This is a genomic window from Paraglaciecola sp. 20A4 (assembly GCF_011378905.1).
In the GTDB taxonomy this organism is placed as follows: domain Bacteria; phylum Pseudomonadota; class Gammaproteobacteria; order Enterobacterales; family Alteromonadaceae; genus Paraglaciecola.
The window spans coordinates 112,167-131,819 of record NZ_WTPY01000006.1 but is presented as its reverse complement, the minus strand read 5'-3'; the positions used below and the strand labels follow the sequence as shown (position 1 = coordinate 131,819).

General features: G+C 44.7%; 18 protein-coding genes. 2 read left to right on the top strand and 16 right to left on the bottom strand.

Going from position 1 to position 19,653, the window contains the following annotated elements; all coding sequences use genetic code 11:
* Positions 1-105: 105 nt before the first annotated feature.
* From zapE to GQS54_RS08880, 3 genes are all read right to left on the bottom strand, one after another.
* Positions 106-1,320 (bottom strand): cell division protein ZapE, encoded by a 1,215-nt coding sequence (gene zapE / locus GQS54_RS08890; RefSeq protein WP_166423636.1) that lies wholly within the window; start codon positions 1,318-1,320, stop codon positions 106-108.
* A 136-nt stretch (positions 1,321-1,456) separates the two neighbouring features.
* On the bottom strand, positions 1,457-2,335 hold the full coding sequence (locus GQS54_RS08885; protein ID WP_166423635.1) for an alpha/beta hydrolase: 879 nt from the start codon (positions 2,333-2,335) through the stop codon (positions 1,457-1,459).
* A 235-nt stretch (positions 2,336-2,570) separates the two neighbouring features.
* Complete coding sequence (locus tag GQS54_RS08880) at positions 2,571-3,491, bottom strand: LysR family transcriptional regulator (RefSeq protein ID WP_166423634.1); 921 nt, start codon at positions 3,489-3,491, stop codon at positions 2,571-2,573.
* Positions 3,492-3,624: 133 nt separating this feature from the next.
* Here GQS54_RS08880 and GQS54_RS08875 point away from each other — a divergent pair, with 133 nt between their 5' ends.
* On the top strand, positions 3,625-4,086 hold the full coding sequence (locus tag GQS54_RS08875) for a PACE efflux transporter (RefSeq protein WP_240919879.1): 462 nt from the start codon (positions 3,625-3,627) through the stop codon (positions 4,084-4,086).
* 389 nt (positions 4,087-4,475) lie between these two features.
* On the opposite strand, the gene GQS54_RS08870 is transcribed toward GQS54_RS08875, so the two are convergent.
* A complete protein-coding gene (locus GQS54_RS08870; RefSeq protein WP_166423633.1) occupies positions 4,476-4,898 on the bottom strand; it encodes a PaaI family thioesterase in 423 nt (140 codons plus the stop codon).
* A gap of 695 nt (positions 4,899-5,593) precedes the next feature.
* Here GQS54_RS08870 and GQS54_RS08865 point away from each other — a divergent pair.
* Positions 5,594-6,559, top strand: coding sequence for a nitronate monooxygenase family protein (locus tag GQS54_RS08865; protein ID WP_166423632.1), 966 nt, complete (start codon positions 5,594-5,596; stop codon positions 6,557-6,559).
* Between the two features lie 158 nt (positions 6,560-6,717).
* Here GQS54_RS08865 and GQS54_RS08860 read toward each other — a convergent pair whose 3' ends face one another.
* From GQS54_RS08860 to GQS54_RS08805, 12 genes are all read right to left on the bottom strand, one after another.
* Positions 6,718-7,029 carry an EthD family reductase gene (locus tag GQS54_RS08860; protein ID WP_166423631.1) on the bottom strand — a complete coding sequence of 104 codons (312 nt, stop codon included), beginning with the start codon at positions 7,027-7,029 and terminating at the stop codon, positions 6,718-6,720.
* Positions 7,030-7,224: 195 nt separating this feature from the next.
* Positions 7,225-7,575, bottom strand: coding sequence for an MliC family protein (locus GQS54_RS08855; RefSeq protein WP_166423630.1), 351 nt, complete (start codon positions 7,573-7,575; stop codon positions 7,225-7,227).
* Between the two features lie 57 nt (positions 7,576-7,632).
* Entirely contained in the window at positions 7,633-9,036 is a 1,404-nt protein-coding gene (locus GQS54_RS08850; RefSeq protein WP_166423629.1) for an NAD(P)/FAD-dependent oxidoreductase, read from the bottom strand.
* A 122-nt stretch (positions 9,037-9,158) separates the two neighbouring features.
* Positions 9,159-11,447, bottom strand: coding sequence for a TonB-dependent receptor (locus GQS54_RS08845; protein WP_166423628.1), 2,289 nt, complete (start codon positions 11,445-11,447; stop codon positions 9,159-9,161).
* A 320-nt stretch (positions 11,448-11,767) separates the two neighbouring features.
* On the bottom strand, positions 11,768-12,808 hold the full coding sequence (locus GQS54_RS08840; protein WP_166423627.1) for a chromophore lyase CpcT/CpeT: 1,041 nt from the start codon (positions 12,806-12,808) through the stop codon (positions 11,768-11,770).
* Between the two features lie 16 nt (positions 12,809-12,824).
* Entirely contained in the window at positions 12,825-13,985 is a 1,161-nt protein-coding gene (locus tag GQS54_RS08835; RefSeq protein WP_166423626.1) for a CoA transferase, read from the bottom strand.
* A gap of 41 nt (positions 13,986-14,026) precedes the next feature.
* Positions 14,027-15,217, bottom strand: coding sequence for a CoA transferase (locus tag GQS54_RS08830; RefSeq protein WP_166423625.1), 1,191 nt, complete (start codon positions 15,215-15,217; stop codon positions 14,027-14,029).
* 101 nt (positions 15,218-15,318) lie between these two features.
* Positions 15,319-16,494: an acyl-CoA dehydrogenase family protein gene (locus GQS54_RS08825; protein WP_166423624.1), complete on the bottom strand. Its 1,176-nt coding sequence runs from the start codon at positions 16,492-16,494 to the stop codon at positions 15,319-15,321.
* A 16-nt stretch (positions 16,495-16,510) separates the two neighbouring features.
* Positions 16,511-17,029: a MaoC family dehydratase gene (locus tag GQS54_RS08820; protein WP_166423623.1), complete on the bottom strand. Its 519-nt coding sequence runs from the start codon at positions 17,027-17,029 to the stop codon at positions 16,511-16,513.
* A 16-nt stretch (positions 17,030-17,045) separates the two neighbouring features.
* Positions 17,046-17,876 carry a CoA ester lyase gene (locus GQS54_RS08815; RefSeq protein WP_166423622.1) on the bottom strand — a complete coding sequence of 277 codons (831 nt, stop codon included), beginning with the start codon at positions 17,874-17,876 and terminating at the stop codon, positions 17,046-17,048.
* A complete protein-coding gene (locus GQS54_RS08810) occupies positions 17,873-18,769 on the bottom strand; it encodes a polysaccharide deacetylase family protein (RefSeq protein WP_166423621.1) in 897 nt (298 codons plus the stop codon). The genes GQS54_RS08815 and GQS54_RS08810 overlap by 4 nt, the downstream gene beginning before the upstream one ends.
* A 39-nt stretch (positions 18,770-18,808) precedes the next feature.
* Complete coding sequence (locus GQS54_RS08805; protein WP_166423620.1) at positions 18,809-19,651, bottom strand: SDR family oxidoreductase; 843 nt, start codon at positions 19,649-19,651, stop codon at positions 18,809-18,811.
* Between the last annotated feature and the right edge of the window lie 2 nt (positions 19,652-19,653).

The window sequence follows — 19,653 nt, the reverse complement described above, 5'->3', positions numbered from 1 at the left end:
CAAAAATCCAGCATTATTCGTCAATGTGACGATTGACCGCTTTTTTTGGTTACCTAATCATACACCCATTTATCAGTAATAAATTTAAACGCTAAACAACGAGGATTATTCCTGACTCATTTCGATTAAACGACTATACGTTCGACGGAATTCAAAAATAAGCGCACCTTCAAGATATAATTCTGCCAACGGCACATCACAGCTTAAATATAGCCTAACTTTTTGATCATATAACTCATCAATCAAGCTAATAAAACGTCGCGCGATATCATCGTTCGCAGCATAAGATAAAATACGCTCTCCGGTAACGGTAGCTTGGTTTTCACCGGTTCCATCTTCGGTACCACGAGCTTTAATCCATCCCCTAACTTGCCCACCTAATTGCGGCACACCACTTAACATTACAATGTTAAAGCGAGTAGCAATCTCCATATAATCAAGTTGTGAACGAGGACCTTCACATAAGGCGTAAAAGTCGAACCATGCCACAGTATTTTCTGCATTCGTGTCGGTGGCAGCCACAACGGGAATATCCCGATGGCAAATATGTACGCTGGTATTGTTAATCTTTACTGAGCCAGATACTTGGTTAATACCAGAAAAAATAGCCGCAAAATCCATTTTGGCAGTATTGCCAATATATTTGGATGCCGCGCTGAATAAGGCCTCACTCTGCTGTGCATGTAATTGATGTAAACGGTGATCTTGCTCACCAGCAAGATGAAGCATATGTGTATGCTGCTGCAACAGAGCAATGAAGGGCAGAAACTTATGCCGTGCTAAACCATTTTCGTATAAACGCTCTATGGGTATATTCGACGTAGCGACTAACACTATGCCTTCTTTAAACAAGCTTGCAAATAATCCTGCTAGGATCATGGCATCGCCAATATCAGAAACAAAAAACTCGTCAAAACATACGACGCGGTAATCTTTAGCCAGTTCTTTAGCGACGCGTACCAAGGGATCTTCCTGACCGGTTTGTTCTTTAAGCGCTTGGTGAATACGTGCCATAAAGCGATGGAAATGCAGTCGTAACTTCCCTTTTTGCGGCAAGCAATCGTAGAACAAGTCCATTAAAAATGTTTTCCCCCGCCCCACATCTCCCCACAAATAAAGCCCTTTGACTTGTGAAGGCCCGCTTTGGTTTGGCTTCATAAGCTGATGATAAAGACCATCAAGCGCTTCAATTGCTTGGCGCTGACTAGCATCTTCAATCAAAGTTTTACCCAGTTGAGACTGATAAACACTAAATGGTGAGAGTGATGATAAGAGTGGTGGTGAAAGTGGCATTGAGCGCTGGGTTTGCCCATCAGGCATGGTGGAAGATCCTATGATATACAATCAGTAAACCGGCACTTTAGCTACTTTTCGCCAGTCAGCCAAATGAAATTTACTGACTAATGACTAATACTAAACGGCAATTTTTAGCCGTAAACATTGGTAGGACGGTTTTTTATACTACTAGCTCTTCAATTTTTCGAGCCACTAAATAAGGATCTTCCATGGGGATAAAATGCGTATGGTTGGGCAAGTAGGTTTCTGTTGCTTTTGGTATTAAGTCGACTAAGCCCTTGTATGTGGCAGACGGGCGAAAATCAAAAGGCGCGTCGTCTGGCGTGCGTTCTTTTACCCGCAATATTTTTACCGTCGCGGTAATTGAGGATAAATGCTCAAGCAGTAAACCGTTGCCATAACTTTGGTAAATCGCCGCCTCGCACACTGGCGGGCAAGCTAGCTCAAACAGCTCACTGTCGCTTTTTGGCAAAAGGCCATATTCGCAATAGTCTCTTAACACTTGTGGATCCCAATCACTAAAAGGCGGGCGGCTACTAAAGCGCGCAAACATTTCATCTGCGGACGTCCAGTCGTTGCGCCTTGAGGCTATAGGACTTTTTGCCGGATCTGTTTGCAATGGATCGGGAGAATCTGGGGTGAAAACAACAGGATCTAATAACAAAATATGCTTAAAGCGACTGGGTAATTTCACCGCTGCTTGTAAAACCACATGCCCGCCCATTGAGTGCCCACAAGCTGTGATGTCGCTCAAATCTAGGGTTTCGATCAACGCGATAAGATCATCGCCAAATAGCTGAAAGCTGTATGGTGGTGTCGAGTTATCGCTTAAGCCATGATTACGTAAATCAACTGCGTACACATGCCTGTCACCCAATTGCGCTATCACTTTATCCCATACGCGCGCGTGAAACCCAGCGGCGTGCACCAGTAATACAGGCGGCCCACTGCCCTGCCATTCACATACATTCAAAGTAATGCTATTTTTCATACCTGAATGTAACGTTATGCGGTGATTTATAGGTTGGCGCTGAGTCATAGGTTCTTCTCCATGATGAATTGCGTATGGATTGACAAACTAAGTTTCGAATAGGCTGCTGCTTGATTAGGGATCTTACCCCTAGATTAGGCGCAAATGAAATAGGTCTTTAAAATCACATGCCATCATCAATATTAATATGACGTCCAGGATCGGTGAGCAAAGCTCACCATAAAAAAGCGCAAACCTGAATCACTGGCAACAATGACATCGCGACATATTCAGTACATTTGCTTTAAGAATGCGTTATCGCGCCCTTTGATTTCCAACTGTCTTTGGCGAGCACATTTTTTTGCAGTAACAGCTTAAGCCTATCCAATACTGGGCCGCCAGCCTGACTTCTTGATATTAAACACCCCACAGACGTTAACCAGCCATCATGCTCGTGGGTAACAGGCAGTACAACCACATCACCTTGCTTAATATGCTGTTTCACCGCAAGTTCGGGCACAAGCGCCCAGCCAATGCCATTGATAACTAAATCGATCAGTGTTTGATGGGTATTGGCATACCAGACCTTTGCGCTGATGCTATAACTGAACCACAACTCTTTTTGCTCAGCACTACGATGTGCACACTGGCGATAAGACGTTAAGTCACTACTTTGCACCACGGGCAATTTAGCCAGTTCATGCTGCGGTGAAGCAATAGTGAGAAACCTAGCTTGGCCCAACAAGAAGAAGTCCATATCAGCCTTTAGCTCCCCGTCGGCGTAGACTATTCCTACTTGTGCTTTACCTTCTCTTACTAACGATTCGATGTCGTAGGTCGACGCGGAGATTATTTCAAAACTTGTTATAGGGTATTCATCCGCGAGTATTGAAATGATTTGCACAAACCCTGAGTGATTTAAACTTTCGTCAATGGCGATAATCAATTCGTGCTCATAGTGTTTTGATAATGCTTCAACTTTTTGATCAAAGTAATTTTGTTGATCCAATATTGAATAAGCAACGGGAAGGAGTGCTTTGCCACTGCTTGTTAGCGTTGGCACATTTTTATTCCGGGTGAATAAATCTTGGTTAATCGCTATTTCAAGGTTTGAAATGGCCTGGCTCACCCCAGATTGAGCACGCTTTAACTTACGCGCAGCACCAGAGAACGAACCAGTTTCAACGACTGTGATAAAGATTTTTAGCTGCTCGAAGCTGTACATAACACTCTTATTTAATTGAAGTACACCCTCCAACCTTATCACACTATGTGATAGCTATTAACTTTCTCTTGCTTTCCAGCCTGTCATAATCCCGTCCCTATTAAGGTAATTCAGTGATTAAAAGAGAGGTTTTATGAATGTAAAAATGAGTACACCAGAACGCATATTTCAAGCGATTTTGTTTGAAGTGCTGGCCGTCACGCTATCTATTATTGGCTTAATCGTATTTACTGAACATCCGGTATCAGCACTATCAGGAACGATGATAACTGTGGCGACCATTGCGATGGGTTGGAATTTTATTTTCAATTGGTATTTTGACCGTTTTGCCACTGGCGCCAAAGAAAAGCGCTCGTTCGTATTGCGTCTTTTTCACGTGATTCTGTTTCAAGGAGGACTGTTGATTTTCACCATTCCGGTCATGGCGTACATACTTAACATTGGCTTATGGCAAGCACTATTGATGGACATAGGCGTAACGCTTTTCATCACTTTTTACGCGTTTATGTTTAACCTTATTTACGACCAAACGCGAGCTTGTCTTATTAGTAGTAAACAAGTGCGTAGTAAACAAACTCGTGAGGTTGCTCTTTAAGCATATTCTTTTCAGTAGTTAGTATGCTTGCCGACAGTGCGTATTAAGCTTGTTACTTAACCTGAGTTCTGGATAAGAAGTGTCGCTCCAATGGAATTTAAGATTATAATTCAATGGCTTACAAATTCACATCCAAGTTATTTTACTCTAAAGCTTACTCGGTGACGAAATTTTTCGCGCATAGCAAGGCGGATTGGCGTACGTAATAACGTGTTATTGCTAGACAATCCAACGCAGCTTGGCACAAAAAAAGCGTTATCGAGAGGCTCGGCTTATCCAGTATTCAGGTTACTTAACAAGACTAGCAAAAAGTGCCTATCTACATTTCGCAGGGTTTTATCGCACTTTTTTCGCTCGTTTCGGCACTTTGTCGCGCTTTGACTTTTACGTTATTTAGGTGCTCTGGAAAGCTTGGCCACCGAACTCGCGGTGGCGGTTAGCACATTGTTTTCGTTATAGATTCGCCCTTCCATAAAGGCAACTTTATAGCCTTTTTTTACCGCCCAACCTTCAACTCGTAATTTACCTGCACGCGTTGGCTCCAGGTACGTCGTTTTTATTTCCAACGAGGAAATATTGGTTATATCTCTATTTAGGGCCATCACCGCATGGCTCATCACAGTATCAAGCATGGCGGTAACGAAGCCACCCTGCACAACGTCTATAGAATGGCAGTAATCCGTGCCAATATTGAATTCAAACCGGCATGCATCTTTTTCAGCATCAAAATCAACTAGCTTTCCACCCAGTAAACCTATGAACATTGGAGCATGATGATTTATCTTTTCAATGGCTTGTTCTTTACTCGTCATAAAAATAGTTACCTATGTTTTCATCTGATGCGGCAAAGTGCCTCGTGATGAGCAAATGCAATTATTATCGATACAAGTAACAATGGATAATTTCATCTGATGATGGGTATTTATAACGTGGGGAATATATCTACAGGGGCCATTACCGATTAGATTTGACTAAACCTCCAGCAAGTACCGATAAATAAATACCCGTGGACAGTGTATTGCCCCTAGACGTTCACAACTTAAACAGAGAATAAATCCAGCAACTCGTCCCTGCGATAATTGAAAGCATCTAACATTGCAGTGGTTTTGTCACACTTCAGTAAGCCAAATTAAACCACGCTAGAGAGGCCGGACTCAATTAACTCCTTTTGCGTTACCTTTTTTTGAGAACACATTTTGTAATAAATACTAACTATGGATTAGTATAAATTTCAATCGTTAGTTTACGGTTCTTAAGGCGGATATACTGTGAAGTTGTTGAAGGGTGATGCTTGTTTTTTTATCTCTTTCCGTGTTGGACGTTTGACCTATTGAGATATGTATACGTTTTCGCTTCACCATTAATAGGCTGATCTATGCCAATGTGGGAATGCGTTGTAAATCGAACGTTATTTTACAACCTATCGAATTTTCGTCGCTTCTTTAAGCTGTTTAACCATGGTTATTTAGATTGCTAAATACCCCCTAATTTAAATATCGAGAATAAAGTGTCTATACCAAAAGTCATGCAAGGACGTCTTTCCATCCCCGTTGTGGGCGCTCCACTATTTATTATTTCAGGGCCAGAATTAGTTATCAGCCAGTGTAAGGCAGGAGTCGTTGGTTCGTTCCCCGCATTGAATGCGCGTCCAGCCGCAATGCTAGACACCTGGCTGACCCGAATCAATGAAGAGTTAGATGCTTATAATCAAGCTAACCCAGACTCTCCAGCTGCCCCATACGCCGTCAATCAAATAGTGCACAAATCAAATGACCGACTAATGCACGATGTAGAAATATGCGTAAAACACAAAGTGCCAATAGTCATCACTTCATTAGGGGCAAGATCAGAGGTATTTGACGCGATTCATTCCTATGGCGGAATATGTTTACACGACGTAATTAACAATCGCTTTGCCAAAAAAGCGATTGAAAAAGGTGCCGACGGTCTTATCTGCGTAGCGGCCGGTGCAGGCGGTCATGCTGGCACCCTTTCACCCATGGCTTTTATTCAAGAAGTGAGAGAGTGGTTTGATGGGCCTGTTTTGTTATCAGGGGCTATTTCTGCAGGCCAAAACATATTAGCGGCGCAAGCTATGGGCGCTGATTTGGCCTATATCGGGTCGGCCTTTATTGCCACCAAAGAAGCTAACGCCGATCAAGCATATAAGCAGGCCTTAGTGGATTACGCCGCTAGCGATATCGTATATACCAATTTATTTACTGGAGTTCATGGTAATTACCTAAAGCCTTCAATAGTAGCGGCGGGCATGGATCCCGATAACCTACCCCAAAGCGATCCTTTGAAGATGGACTTTGGCTCAGGCAGTAGTTCAAAAGCGAAAGCGTGGAAAGATATTTGGGGCTGTGGCCAGGGCATTAACGCGATCAAGCAAGTTCAATCTACCCAAGATCTTGTTAGTAGACTAACATCTGAGTACGAAGCGGCGAAAAAAAGACTGCTATCCCTATAGAAATACGGGCTGAATAAGTGTTGATTAATAAACACTAGCGCGATACCAAAAGGATAGTATTTGCCTTCAGACAGTAAAAAGCCAGCGAGGGCGCTGGCTTAGTCGTCACGTTGCTTTAAGTCGAGCATTTAACTTAAGCGCTAATTTAAGAGCTTAATTTATTGCGTTATGTCACTGATTTGCACTGTAGGATGCGTATTAGTGAAATTGACCAAATCCGCCAAAATCGCCCCTTGATGAGGGCCAAACGATTGCTGGAATGATTCAACTGATTCAAAGACCAAATGCCCCATAGCAATATACGCAGGTGCTTCACCTGGCGCACCGCCTGCTAAACCTAAATCAGCATGGGCTGAAACAAGCGCGTTACCGACTAATTCAGCAACAAGGGGTAAATGTGTGGCAAGGTAATAATCCATATCGAAGGTGGCAGTTTCACTGTTTGGGTATAATACGCTGACTTTAATCATTAAATTTATCCTATTCGGGTGATACTAATCATTGGTGCTTACACTAAAAAAATCGGCCTACACACCAACATGAACAACTGTTCAATTATGTATTAAGCCAGGCGACCGCGCCAGTGGTTTATTCATGTATTCACGTTTGGTAACTTATTTGAAAAAAACCTAGCACGCCTTTGCAGGCTGCATCACCCGGCTTATTCACATAGCACGGCAGTTTATAGCTGCCATACGGCCAATGTGTACCACCAAATCATCTCCTTTTCCGCGAATGCTATTGGGCCCATTACTATACAAAAAGCCCGATGCTGCGCGTTCCTGTTTTAGCTCAATATCTTCGTTATTACGGGTCATCACCGCCCGTTCGCTGTCGTTATAAAAACGTACTATCACAGGATCATTGCGCTCACATTCAAATATCACTTGCGTGTACTGCTTTGCCTCTTCTACCTGTGCACGCTTGTTATCTTCTAGGTTAGCTTCTGGGCTACATGCCTGTAGACCAATAATTAATAATGGCATGAGTAGCACCGCTTTGATGTTAGCTTTCATCTTGGTTATCCCTAAAATAATCAATTGAATATCTGCTCTGTCCCACGATAAAGAACGTTAGAGTCGATCGCTTAATTCTTGCGCCGCTCGCAAACCCGATACTATCGCAGACTCCATTCCCGAATGCATAAACTCTGTGTGCTCACCAGCGAAATGCAGCTTACCTTCGACACTCGCCATATGCGGCACCAACGCCTGTACTTGTCCTGGAGCGAATTGAATGTACGCACCTTTTGAAAAGCGTTCATTGCCCCAAGACTGATGATGCACCACGTCAGTTTTGCCCTTAAGCCCTGGGTAATAGGTGTTTAATGCGCCCTTAACAATGTTAACGGCTTCTTTAACCGTCAGCTTATCTAATGCTTTTGCTTGTTGGCCGTTTATCCAGCTGGTTAAATACGTTAACCTACCGGCATCATCGACTTGGCTAAACACTCGGCCAAGTGAGTTATCCGTCCATAAATTTGTCGCTGCAAGCATGGAAACATCAGCCTGTTTTTTAACAGCAAAATGCACCTGCGTCACTGGCGTATACACAGCTTCATTGATAGCACGTCGCTTTGATGCACTGATGTCCCCTTGAATAATTACGTCTTTCAATGCTGAAAAAGGCGTCGTTATAACGATGCGCTTGGCACTGTATTCACTGCCATCTTCACAGCGCACGTTAACATTGTTTGCTCCTTCAGTGATGTGACTAACGACTTTTTGCCTGTGTATCCCATCGCCAATATCATCAGCAAGAGCTTGGGTAAATCGACTATTGCCGCCTGCTACTTTCTGCGCCCCACGCCCGCCAACTCTCGCCAAGCTCAAGCGGTAAAATGCATCTGCGGCGGATAAGTCATGCAAACTCAACGCGTTTAAGTTTGCATCCATTAACCGTAGAGCTTCCGGTGATATATTTTGCTTTTGAAAATACGCCTGCAATGAAATATCCAGCGGCGCGTATTTTGCTGACGTCCAGTCTGACGGCAATGTATATTTGGGGCCTGCCGCTAGGGCAGCGTAATATAGGCTTGAGGGTAAAATATTCTTGTCCTCAAGCTTGTTTTGCTCGTGGGCCGGCCAATCATCTGCGCTGATGCGCTGGCCATTGATAACAAAAGTGTTTTGCTTGGCGTAATTGCCCAAGGATACCAGCGGTAACCCTAACTGCTCGGCATAAGTGCGCATTAGGCCGTAACCTTGACCAATTTGCAGACCACCCGCCTCTGCGTTTACTCCGTGTGAATTAAGCGTGAGTATACGCCCGCCAATTCGCTCACGGGCTTCTAGTACCAGTACATTATAGCCTTGTTGTTTCAGATACCGCGCACTGGTTAACCCAGCTAAACCTGCGCCGATAACTATAACATCAGCGTTGTTATCACCTTTGGCCCAAAGCGGCGCAGACATGCCACCAGCCCCTAGCAGTAATGAGCTGGCAGCTAAGCCTTTTATGATCTGCCTACGTTGCATAATAAACCTCTGTTGCAGTGGTACTGAATTTTAGTCAATAAAAAAGCGAGATAAAACTCGCTTTTTATAAATTGAAAATAACCTGAGCTTCTAGCACGTCAGATTATTATCTGAGTAACAAACTAGAATTTGTATGAGGCAGTGATGCCAAACTCTCGACCACGGCTAGGCGCAACTGGGAATGCACGAGAACCATAGGCAAAGCTTTGTACATCAACATATCTAAACACATATGTCGGCGTGTCGTCGTCCGTCACGTTGTTGACCCAAGCCGTGATACGCACGTTCTCTAGTTGAACTCCGGTTTTAAGATGCAATAGCTTACGCGAGCCAGTTTCAATTAAGTTGTGTACATGAGCATAACGGGTTGAATCATAAGCAAAATCTAAACGACTAAAGAGCTCCATGCCGTCGTTGATTTGGGTCGAGTAATTAAGGGCAAGTGTAGCTTCGTTTTTCGGTACTTGCGGCGGTGTATTGCCTTTTAAGTTGCCGAATTCACGTAGGTTGTCACCCACACAGAAGCTTGAAGCACCACCAGGGGCGAAGAAGCGGCATTGGTTAGAGTCAAACAACTCCTCAAACTGGGCGTCGGTGCGTGACAAACCAAAGTCTAGATTGAAGTGCTCGTTGATAATCCATTTACCTTGAATTTCAATCCCTTTGATTTCAGTAGAGCCCGCGTTCGAAGTATAAGAAACTGGCGGTCCTTCTACATCATCGAAGCTATCGGTTAGCTGCTGCTTAGTCCAGTCCATGGTGTACGCTGCGGCCGAAACGTAAAAGCTGCCATCAAACATTGTCGATTTCACGCCTAATTCGTACATCACCATGTCTTCTTCATCGATAACCACTAAGTTATCAGGTAACAAAGTGCTGGTGTTGAACCCGCCAGGGCTGTTGCCTTCAGAGCGCGTTAAATACACCAAGGTATCGTCATTTAGATCGTACTCGCCGATAAAGCGTGTGGTCGTGCTGTCGAACTCATTACTGACATGAGCAAATTGTTCGTTTTGAATTAGAGTGTCGTATGCTTCGGTGGTCACTTCGTCGCTAGAACGGCGAATTTCAGCCGATAAACGGAAGTCATCGGTAAACTCATAGGTACCCATGGCCATGAACGCGGTGTTATCTAACTCTTCCGCGAAGTTGTCTACCGCTGAAGGATCAGCCTCTGAATGCCAAATATACGCGCCAACTGACCAATACAACCTGTCATCAAATGCGCTCGAACTGAAGCGAATTTCATGGCTGTATTCATCTGAGCCAGACGAATCAAGGGTATACCACGAATCAGCAGATGTGAAATAAGGTCCACCACTGAAAAAGCCGAAACTGAATGATTGCTCATCGCCGTTGTAGGTCTGATCCAAGCCTGTTTCGCCATCATAGGAGTTCCAACCACTGATCAGTGAAACCGTTCCGAAGTCAAAATGATGATTTAATTTAAAGCTAATATGTTCACTGGTGTTGCGTAAACCATAGGCGTCGTTTGGTAAGAAACCACCACCACCTAAGCTGATAGGCTGATTAGTTAGCGCTTCGCCGCAGTAATACGGACGCGTATCTAAGAAGCAGTTGTTATTCTCAGCGCCTTGAAAACCAAATGGCTGGGTTTCGTCGTCATTTTCATTGTAAATATAGTTAACGGAGATGTCGGTGTTCTTGCTTGGTGTAAAGTACAGTCCCAACATGCCTGATTTGGTTTTCTCGCCGCCTACGTCCGGGCCGCCCTCTTTGGTATTTTCCCAATCACCGTCATAAGTATCTGCAGAAAGCGACGCTCTAAAGGCAAACATATCATTTAGTTTGCTCGATACACCTGCAGCCAGTTTCTGATTGCCGTTTTGGCCTAAGGTCAGATTAACGTAGCCTGATAATTCGTCATCCGGTTTACGGGTAATAAAGTTGATTGCACCCGAAAAAGTACGGCGACCATACTGTGCACTTTGTGGACCTTTAACAATTTCAACTCGCTCAATTAAATCAAGGGGTAAGCTCTGAATTGAACCGCCGAAGAATACTCCATCGATGAAGTACGAGGCTTTTTGTGAACCAAAGCCAGGGATCCACGATACGCCGCGTATCACCGGTATGTCAGATTGACGACCGAAGGTTTTCTCCATGGACATACCCACCGCGCTGATCGCGATGTCATTAATATTTTGTAAACCACCTTTTTCAATATCATCTGCACTGAAAGTCGTCACAGAAATAGGAATTTTGTTTAACGTTTCATTACGATAACGCGAAGTAACCTCAATTAACTCAATCGCTTCTTTATTAAATTCGGTTTCTGTATCCGGGGCGGCCTCTTGAGCAAAAGCTCCAAGTGGTGCGGCGACAAATGGTGCTATTAGGGCTAGCTTAATCATTTGCGCTAATTTGCTGCGACTGTAATGCATGTTCATGGGTGATCCCTCTGACTTTATTGTAATAGTTCGTTTTAGTGTGCATTCCCGATAACAAGAAGGTAACGAGTTGACGACTATCACTTTAGCCAAATTTGCACGGACAAATTAGTCCAAAATTTCCACGATTGACATTTATCAAAGGAATGAGCTTGATAAATGTCAATGTAAACGAGTGACGAGAGACCCGTTAAAAAAATATTAAGAATAGCCGCTAGAATAAGATCTAACTCATGACTAGCACGAATAAAAAAGGCGAGTCATAAACTGACCCGCCTTCTCTAAGAACCTAAGGGCGTAACCCCTACCCCCAAACCAAATTAGAATCCGAAATGCGGACGCGTCGCCTTAATCTTTAAGCCAGCTTGCATCCAGCGCAGATTCATTCCAGTGGTAGGGTTGGTTCGATCACTCCATATATAAGTGATCGTTTTACCACTAGCATCATCAATTAGACCAAATTTAAAAATGGGGTCTGAGGTATTTTGATAAGTTAGTAGGGCCAATTGAATGGAATAGCCTGACTTTTCCCCGGTTTTTGCATCTTGCAAGGCAACAATTTGCCCTTCGTTATGCATAAGCAAATCACGATTGAAAATCCATTTAGCATCGTCTGGAGCATCTTTACCACCGATACGCGTGCCGCCCCAACCAGTAAAATAAACTACCTTACGATTTTTATGTGGGATACCCGCTTTATTGCCAAACACATAATTACCGTCTTCGTCAGCGGCTTTATCCGCTATCCAAATTTCGTTATCCGTTAAGCGCAGTGTATCGTTGAAGAATATTTTTTTACCACTGCGTTTTGATACAATACTGCAACTGTTGTGGCCCATCGTGCCGTCGAAGTATTCGCCGTTATAGCGCCAATACACTTCGCATCCAGGATAAGTTATTATCTCGTCTTGCGTTAAAGTTTGATAAACCTGTGGATGTAAGTGAGCATCAGCATACTTCGCTTCATTCTTAAAACGATAAATATTTAATTGCAATGCCCCTTTCTCTTCGTTTTGCACAAATTGATATAAGCGCTGGCGGTATACCTTGCTTGGATCGCCGTCCATATATTGTTTTACAAAATACGTTGTGCCTTCAAGGGCCGGTGTTGCCAGCGGCGCAAACACATGATGAATATGTTCATGTACCTGTAATTCAGCATCATTTTCTTTTGAGATGTTGTCTTGCCAATGTTGTTCGTGGTTATCAAACTCAGCTGCAAACCATTGGTGAAAGAGTGCTTCTTGAATGGTGTCAATGTCTTGTTCTTTTGCCGAGGCAGCCACCTGTGACATACCTTCTTGGCTAGCACATCCTGCCAAACTGGCAGCGACACATAACGCAGCGATAATTTTTTTCATATCTGTCCCTAAAGAGTTAAATAAACGCATTTTCACTGCGCATGGTTGCAATATCTTGTTGGCTGTAGCCTAGTTCACCTAACAGTGATTCGGTATCTTGGCTAAACGTAGGTAAGGTAAATTTAGGGTCTGCTGGCTCTTGCTGAAACTTAACCGGTACACCCAGATGTAAGTTGCCATGTTCATCGGTTAACAACATGTCTCGCTGAACTAGATGCTCATCACGTACAGCATCATTTAAACTGCGAACCGGTGACCAACACACATCGATGTCAGTCAAAAACTCCGTCCATTGGCTTAGGGTTTTAGTCGAAAATGTAGCTTGAAAAAAGCTTTTTACCGGCAGTTGTGCCTCACCAGGAGGTTGAGAGCAAAGTGGAATTAAGTCTTCTCTTTTCAGTGCAGTGAGTAAATTTTTAGCAAATTTAATTTCACTGCCACCGAGGGTTAAATGTTGGCCATCGCTGGTTTGGTAAATATTGTACATGGCAGCACCGCCCCAGCTGCGCTCTTCTTTGGGTTCAGGGGAGCGATTTTCGGCAAACGGTGGGCCCATTACGTTTGCGTACCAAGCCACCAACGAGTCTTGCATGGAGATATCAATGTAATCCCCTTGGCCGGTTTTCTGGCAGCGTAACAACGCCATTAGTACCCCTGAAAAGGCCATTAAGCTGCCGGCCATATCTGCTACTGGCATGGCCGGCTGTGCGGGATTGCCGTCTTGCCCTTGATTAATCTGTAATGCTCCTGAGTCAGCCTGAATACTCAAATCATGCGCAGGGTTTAATCGTTTGGGACCCGTTTGGCCATAAGCAGAAATTGAGCAATAGACTATCTTAGGGTTAATTTTTTTTATCGTTTCAAAATCAATACCGAGGCGCTCAACAACGCCAGGGCGAAACGCTTCAACCATCACATCAACCGTTTCACATAGTTTATAAAAAGCTTGTTTTCCCGATTCACTTTTTAAATTCAGATTAATACTTTTTTTACCGCGGAATACATTTCTAAACCACACCGATTGACCGTTTTGCTGTAGGCCAATTTCCCTTACCGGTTCTCCCGTTGGAGGCTCAAGACTAATTACCTCAGCACCATGATCAGACATCATCATGGTAAAATGCGGGCCTGGTAAGAACAGAGATAAATCCAGTACTCTAATGCCGTTTAATTTCACTTAACAAACCTCCTTTGCATTGACGTAAATGTGGGCGCACATCACACCGCTTTACTTGCGCTAAGCTCAGCAATTTGCGCGGCGCTGTAGCCAAGCTCCGTCAGTAAAGATTCAGTATCTGTACCCATAGGTACCGCCGCTTTACCGCTTAGGCGCTGACCATCAAGTTTGATAGGATTAGCCAGTATTTCCATTTCTTGATTGGCAGGATGCGGCACACTTTGCACCATACCGATATCTCGAATATATTGGTTATTTAACGCTTGTGGTACGTCATAAACGGGCGCACACGGAATTCGTCCTTTGAGTACTTCGAGCCAATAAGCGGTTGGGTGCGCAGCTAACACGCGATCAATCTCAGTGGTTAAAATATCGCGATTTTCTCGCCGACCTGCAACAGCCGAAAAACGTGACTCTTTCAACACCGCATCATCTAAAATATCCACCAGCACATCCCAAAATTTATCCGTCATGGCCATAAGGAATACGAAGCTATCTTGGGTTTTATAAAGCTGACATGGCACGGTTGCAGGATGTGCTGAACGCGCTACGCGCTTTACCACGTGGCTTTCGTTTAAATACCAAGTGGCGGGATAAGATAACTGATGCAACGCCACATCAAACAGCGAAACATCGACATCGCGCCCCTGCCCCGTACGATGAGCACCTAACATAGCCGCAGTTAACCCCAATGACGCTACAGCACCTGTCATAAAGTCCACCATTGAGACCCCAAAGCGAGTGGGTGCTTGGTCTGGCTCACCCGTTAGTGACATCAAGCCCGCTTCGGCTTGCATTAAATAGTCATAGCCTGGCCAACTAGCACGATCGTTATCTCGGCCATAGGCTGATAAATGCCCGCAGACAATTTTCGGATTAATGTGTTTCAACTGCTCGTAGGTAATACCTAGCTTTTGCGGCTGATCGCCACGTAAATTATTGGTTACCGCATCGGCAGTTTTCACCAGTTTTTCAAACACTTTGCGCCCTTCTTCTGATTTTAAATTCAGCGTTAGGCTTTTCTTGTTCACGTTAAAGGTTTGATAAAAATAACTGTCGTTTTCACCTAGAAAAAACGGTCCCGTTTGACGAGACACATCCCCTCCAATGGCAGGGTTTTCAATTTTGATCACCTCTGCACCCAAATCTGCTAAATACATGGAGCCATAGGGGCCTGCGCCATATTGTTCAACTGCGATAATTCGTACACCATCAAGGGGAAGTTGTGTCATGGCTGTGTCCTTTGCTCTAGCTGTTTTTTGACTGTATTTCGATAGGGAGCAGCGCTTGGAAAATTCATTTACTAAGCGCTGCTAACAAGCATTAAATTAAATTAAATTTTATTCTTATCTATAATTTGTTTAGCAATGATAATGCGTTGCATTTCATTGGTACCCTCGCCAATACACATCAACATGGCATCTCGGTAGTAACGCTCAATATCGTATTCAACTGAGTAACTATATCCGCCAAAAATACGCATGGCTTCATTGGCACAAAATACCCCTGCTTCTGAGCCAAAGTATTTGGCCATACCCGCTTCCATATCACAGCGCTCATTAGCATCGTATTTAGCGGCGGCCTGCTCAATCAACAATCTTGCAGCTTCAACCTGCGTGGCCATTTCGCCTAATTTGAGCTGAATAGCCTGATGTTGGCAAATAGGTTTGCCAAAGGTTTCACGCTCTTGTGCATAACGCACCGCCAGTTCAGTGGCGCCTCTAGCAATACCTGCTCCTCGAGCAGCTACGTTTATGCGCCCGAGTTCCAGGCCTCCGATAGCATGCTTAAAGCCTGAACCTTCTTTTTCACCCACCAAATTTGCAGCGGGCACACGTACGTTTTCAAATACGACTTCACAGGTATCGATGGAGCGATAACCCATTTTTTTCATTTTCGATACGGTTATGCCTGCTTTGAATTCGCCGTTTTCGTCTTTGGTTTCAACGATAAACATACTGGTGCCTGTATGGGCTGGCAAAGCGTTTAGATCTGTTTTCACCAGTACAGCTAATGAATTACCGTTAAGTGAATTGGTTATCCACGTTTTTGCACCATTGATGATGTAATCATCGCCGTCTCTTACAGCGGTGCTGCGAATCGCTTGTAAATCGGTGCCTGCGTTTGGCTCCGTCAGGGCTACGCCGCCACGTAATTCACCGGTGGCCATTCGCGGCAAAAAGCGTTCTTTTTGCGCCTGAGTACCGCAGCGTTCGATGGCTGAAGCTTGAATCAAATGAGAATTAAAGATGCCGCTTGGTGCCATCCACGCTGACGCCACTTTCATCACGATTTTTGCATAAATCGATGCTGGCAATCCCAACCCACCAAATTCTTGGCCGATAGTAGCGCCGAATAAACCTAGCTCTTTCATTTGCTCAGCTAGTGCATGTGGGTATTTGTCTTCTTGATCATATTCTTTGGCAATGGGTCGCACGTCGTTCTCAACCCATTTGTCGATCATGTCTATGATCCCTAACTCATCTTCTTTTGACCATGCTTCAGACATAGCGCACCTCTACTGATTAATAGTTAACTTTCTCTTCTACTGAGTAACCTTGTTTGGCAATCAACATCTTGCGCACAAAGCTGCCTACTTGCTTACCGTCTTGATTAAAACCAAGGGTTTCAACGGTAACAATGCCGGCGCCTGGGCGAGACTTAGACTCGCGCTTATCCAGTACTTTTGACTCAGCGTATAAAGTGTCATCTTCAAAAACGGGATACGTCATTTTGATGTCTTCCCAGCCCAAATTAGCAATGGCTTTTTGGCTGACGTCGGTCACACTCATGCCCACCATTAAGGCAACGGTGAAGGGCGAACATACAATACATTTACCAAATTCACTGGCTTTAGCGTACTCGTCATCAAAATGCATAGGATGAGTATTCATGGTTAACAAAGTGAACCAGGTATTGTCCGTTTTAGTGATTGTGCGTCCGGGACGGTGCTCATAGGTGTCACCCACCGTAAACTCTTCAAAACATCTGCCGAAGGTTTCGCGATAACGGTTTTCGCCGACTTTTTTTACATTCTGGACCATTAGTTTTCTCTCTCGGTTATCGATTTGAAGATGCGTTTTTAACTAACGCTAACGTTCGTTGACAGGCTAAAATTATCGGCCTGTCGACCATTTTATTGTTTACCACCACCACGCCAGCATCTGGCCCATCGACTGCGGCCATCACTTGTTGTGCGTAAGCCACTTGCTCTTCGCTGGGCATAAAGGTTTGGTGAATGGATTGTATCTGACAGGGGTGAATAGCCGCTTTGCCGCTAAACCCTAGTGCTTTTACGTTGTTGGTTTCATCGACGAGCCCAGCTTCATTTTTGATGTCCACAAATGGCACATCAATAAGGCCAACATTGGCTTTAGCCGCCGCGAATACCAACTGACTGCGAACAAAAAGAAGTGGCTGATAACTGAATTCACAGCGCAGCTCTGCTGCCATGTCTGCACCGCCGAACATGATGTGTTCTACTTGCTGGCTCGCGCTGGCTATTTGGTAAGCGTTTTCAAGCCCTTTTAGGGTTTCAATTAGCGGTATAAAGCGTGTATTGGCTTTGCCGATAACACGCTGTGCGTGCAACACATCATCAGCTGATTCGCACTTCGCTAACATCACGACATCAGGTGCTAACGTCGTATTCGCAAAAGCCTGTAAATCTTTTTCACCCGTTTGGGTGCCCACAGGGTTAATGCGCACGCAAAGTGTTTGCGTTTTTTGCACGCAAGCTAAAACAGCGTCGCGGGCGGAGTCTTTATCATTCGGTAGTACGGCATCTTCTAAATCGATGCAGACTAAATCAGCCCCTGCCCCTAGGGCTTTTTCAAAGCGCTCAGGGCGTGAGCCCGGTACAAACAGCAAGGAGCATAAAATATTGCTCATGATGCTGTTCCGTCCTGCTCTTTAGCTACGTAGCTCGTTGCAGGTACTTGCTCTTGGAAGGTTTCAGCGATCTGCTGACGTGTGGTAAACCACACTCCAGGTTTCTCGCTTACGTATTTCAAGAACGCTTCAAGTGCGCCAATACGCCCAGGACGACCGATAATACGCAAATGCAACCCTAAGCTCATCATTCTTGGCTGCTCTGCGCCTTCTTCGTAAAGCACATCAAACGTATCAATGGCGTATTTCAACCAAGCGTCAGGGGTGAGCGACGGCGCAACCCACATTTTCATGTCGTTTGAGTCCAAGGCGTAAGGCACGATAACCATAGGTTCATCTGAACCTTGCACTGCATCCCAAAATGGCGCATCGGCGCTGTAATCATCCATGTGATACAAGAAACCTTCTTCTTGCAACAAGCGCCGGGTATTTTCGGTAAGTAAGTAGCGCGATAACCAACCCAAAGGTCGCTTACCTGTGGTTTTTTCAATGCTGGTGACAGCGTCTTTTATAAATTGACGTTCTTCGTTTTCGTCCATGCGAAACTGAAACACCCAACGATAACCATGGGAGCAGGCTTCGTCATTTCTACGACGAATAGCCTCTGCAATCTGCGGTGCACGCTCCAGACTTAATGCCGCAGCAGTCCAGGTGGCAGGCATCTGGTATTTATCAAGGAGTTTAATGATGCGCGGTGCGCCTTCATTGATACCGTATTGATAGTTCGATTCGTTACCATAATTACGCATGGGCTTTTTCAAATGAACTTGTAACTCGTCCACAGGCTCCATGCCTTTATCGCCTTCTTTGACACTGTACTCAGAGCCTTCTTCAACATTCACCACGATGGACATGGCAAGTCGTTTATCTTTTGGCCATTTAAAATCTGACATTACATTGCTCTCTTACGTTCTTTTTTTGCACATCTAACATTAGTGATATTCTTCGCCGCCAGACACGTTCATGCACTCGCCCGTGATGTAGCTAGCTTGGTCTGAACATAGAAATGCACAGGCTTTTGCAGTGTCTTCTTGCAAGCCTGGTCGACCCAAAGGAATGCGGTCTCGCATGTCCTGCATATACTGTTCGTGTCCTTTGCCTGTCACCTCTGAGAAATGCGCGTTCTGCCACGCCCCTAAGCCAGTAGTCACGTGGTTAGGGCAAATTTCATTGACGTTAATTTTATGGCTGCCAAGCTCAATGGCCGCGACGCGGGTTAAGCCATTCATGGCGTGTTTCGAGGTGGTGTAAGCGGAAGCATGGCCAAACGCTGATTTAGACGCTTGAGAGCCAATATTGATGATTTTACCGCCCCGGCCCTGTTTAACCATCTGCTCAGCGGCGTACTTAATGCCAAGAAAGGTGCCGCGCAGGTTAACCCCAAGTACGGCGTCCCACTCATCCACTTGCATGTCTAAAATAGACTTCATTAAATAACCGATACCGGCATTATTTACCCAGATGTCGACCGAGCCGTAAGTCTCTGCCGCGAAATTAACCGCGGCTTGTACGTCTTTTTCATCCAGTACGTTGCATACAAACGCGCAGGCTTCACCACCAGCTTGCTTAATGTCTGCGACAATTTGATTCATTTCATCGCTGTGGCCAATGGCGCTATCAGGGGTATGTTCACTAACAGATTTACCGATATCGGTGATCACTACCTTGCAGCCTTCTGCGGCTAAACGTTTTGCCATCGCTTCGCCAAGACCGGCCTGTCGCCCGGCGCCGGTTATCACAGCTACTTTGCCTTTTAGTTCTGGATATTGAGACATAA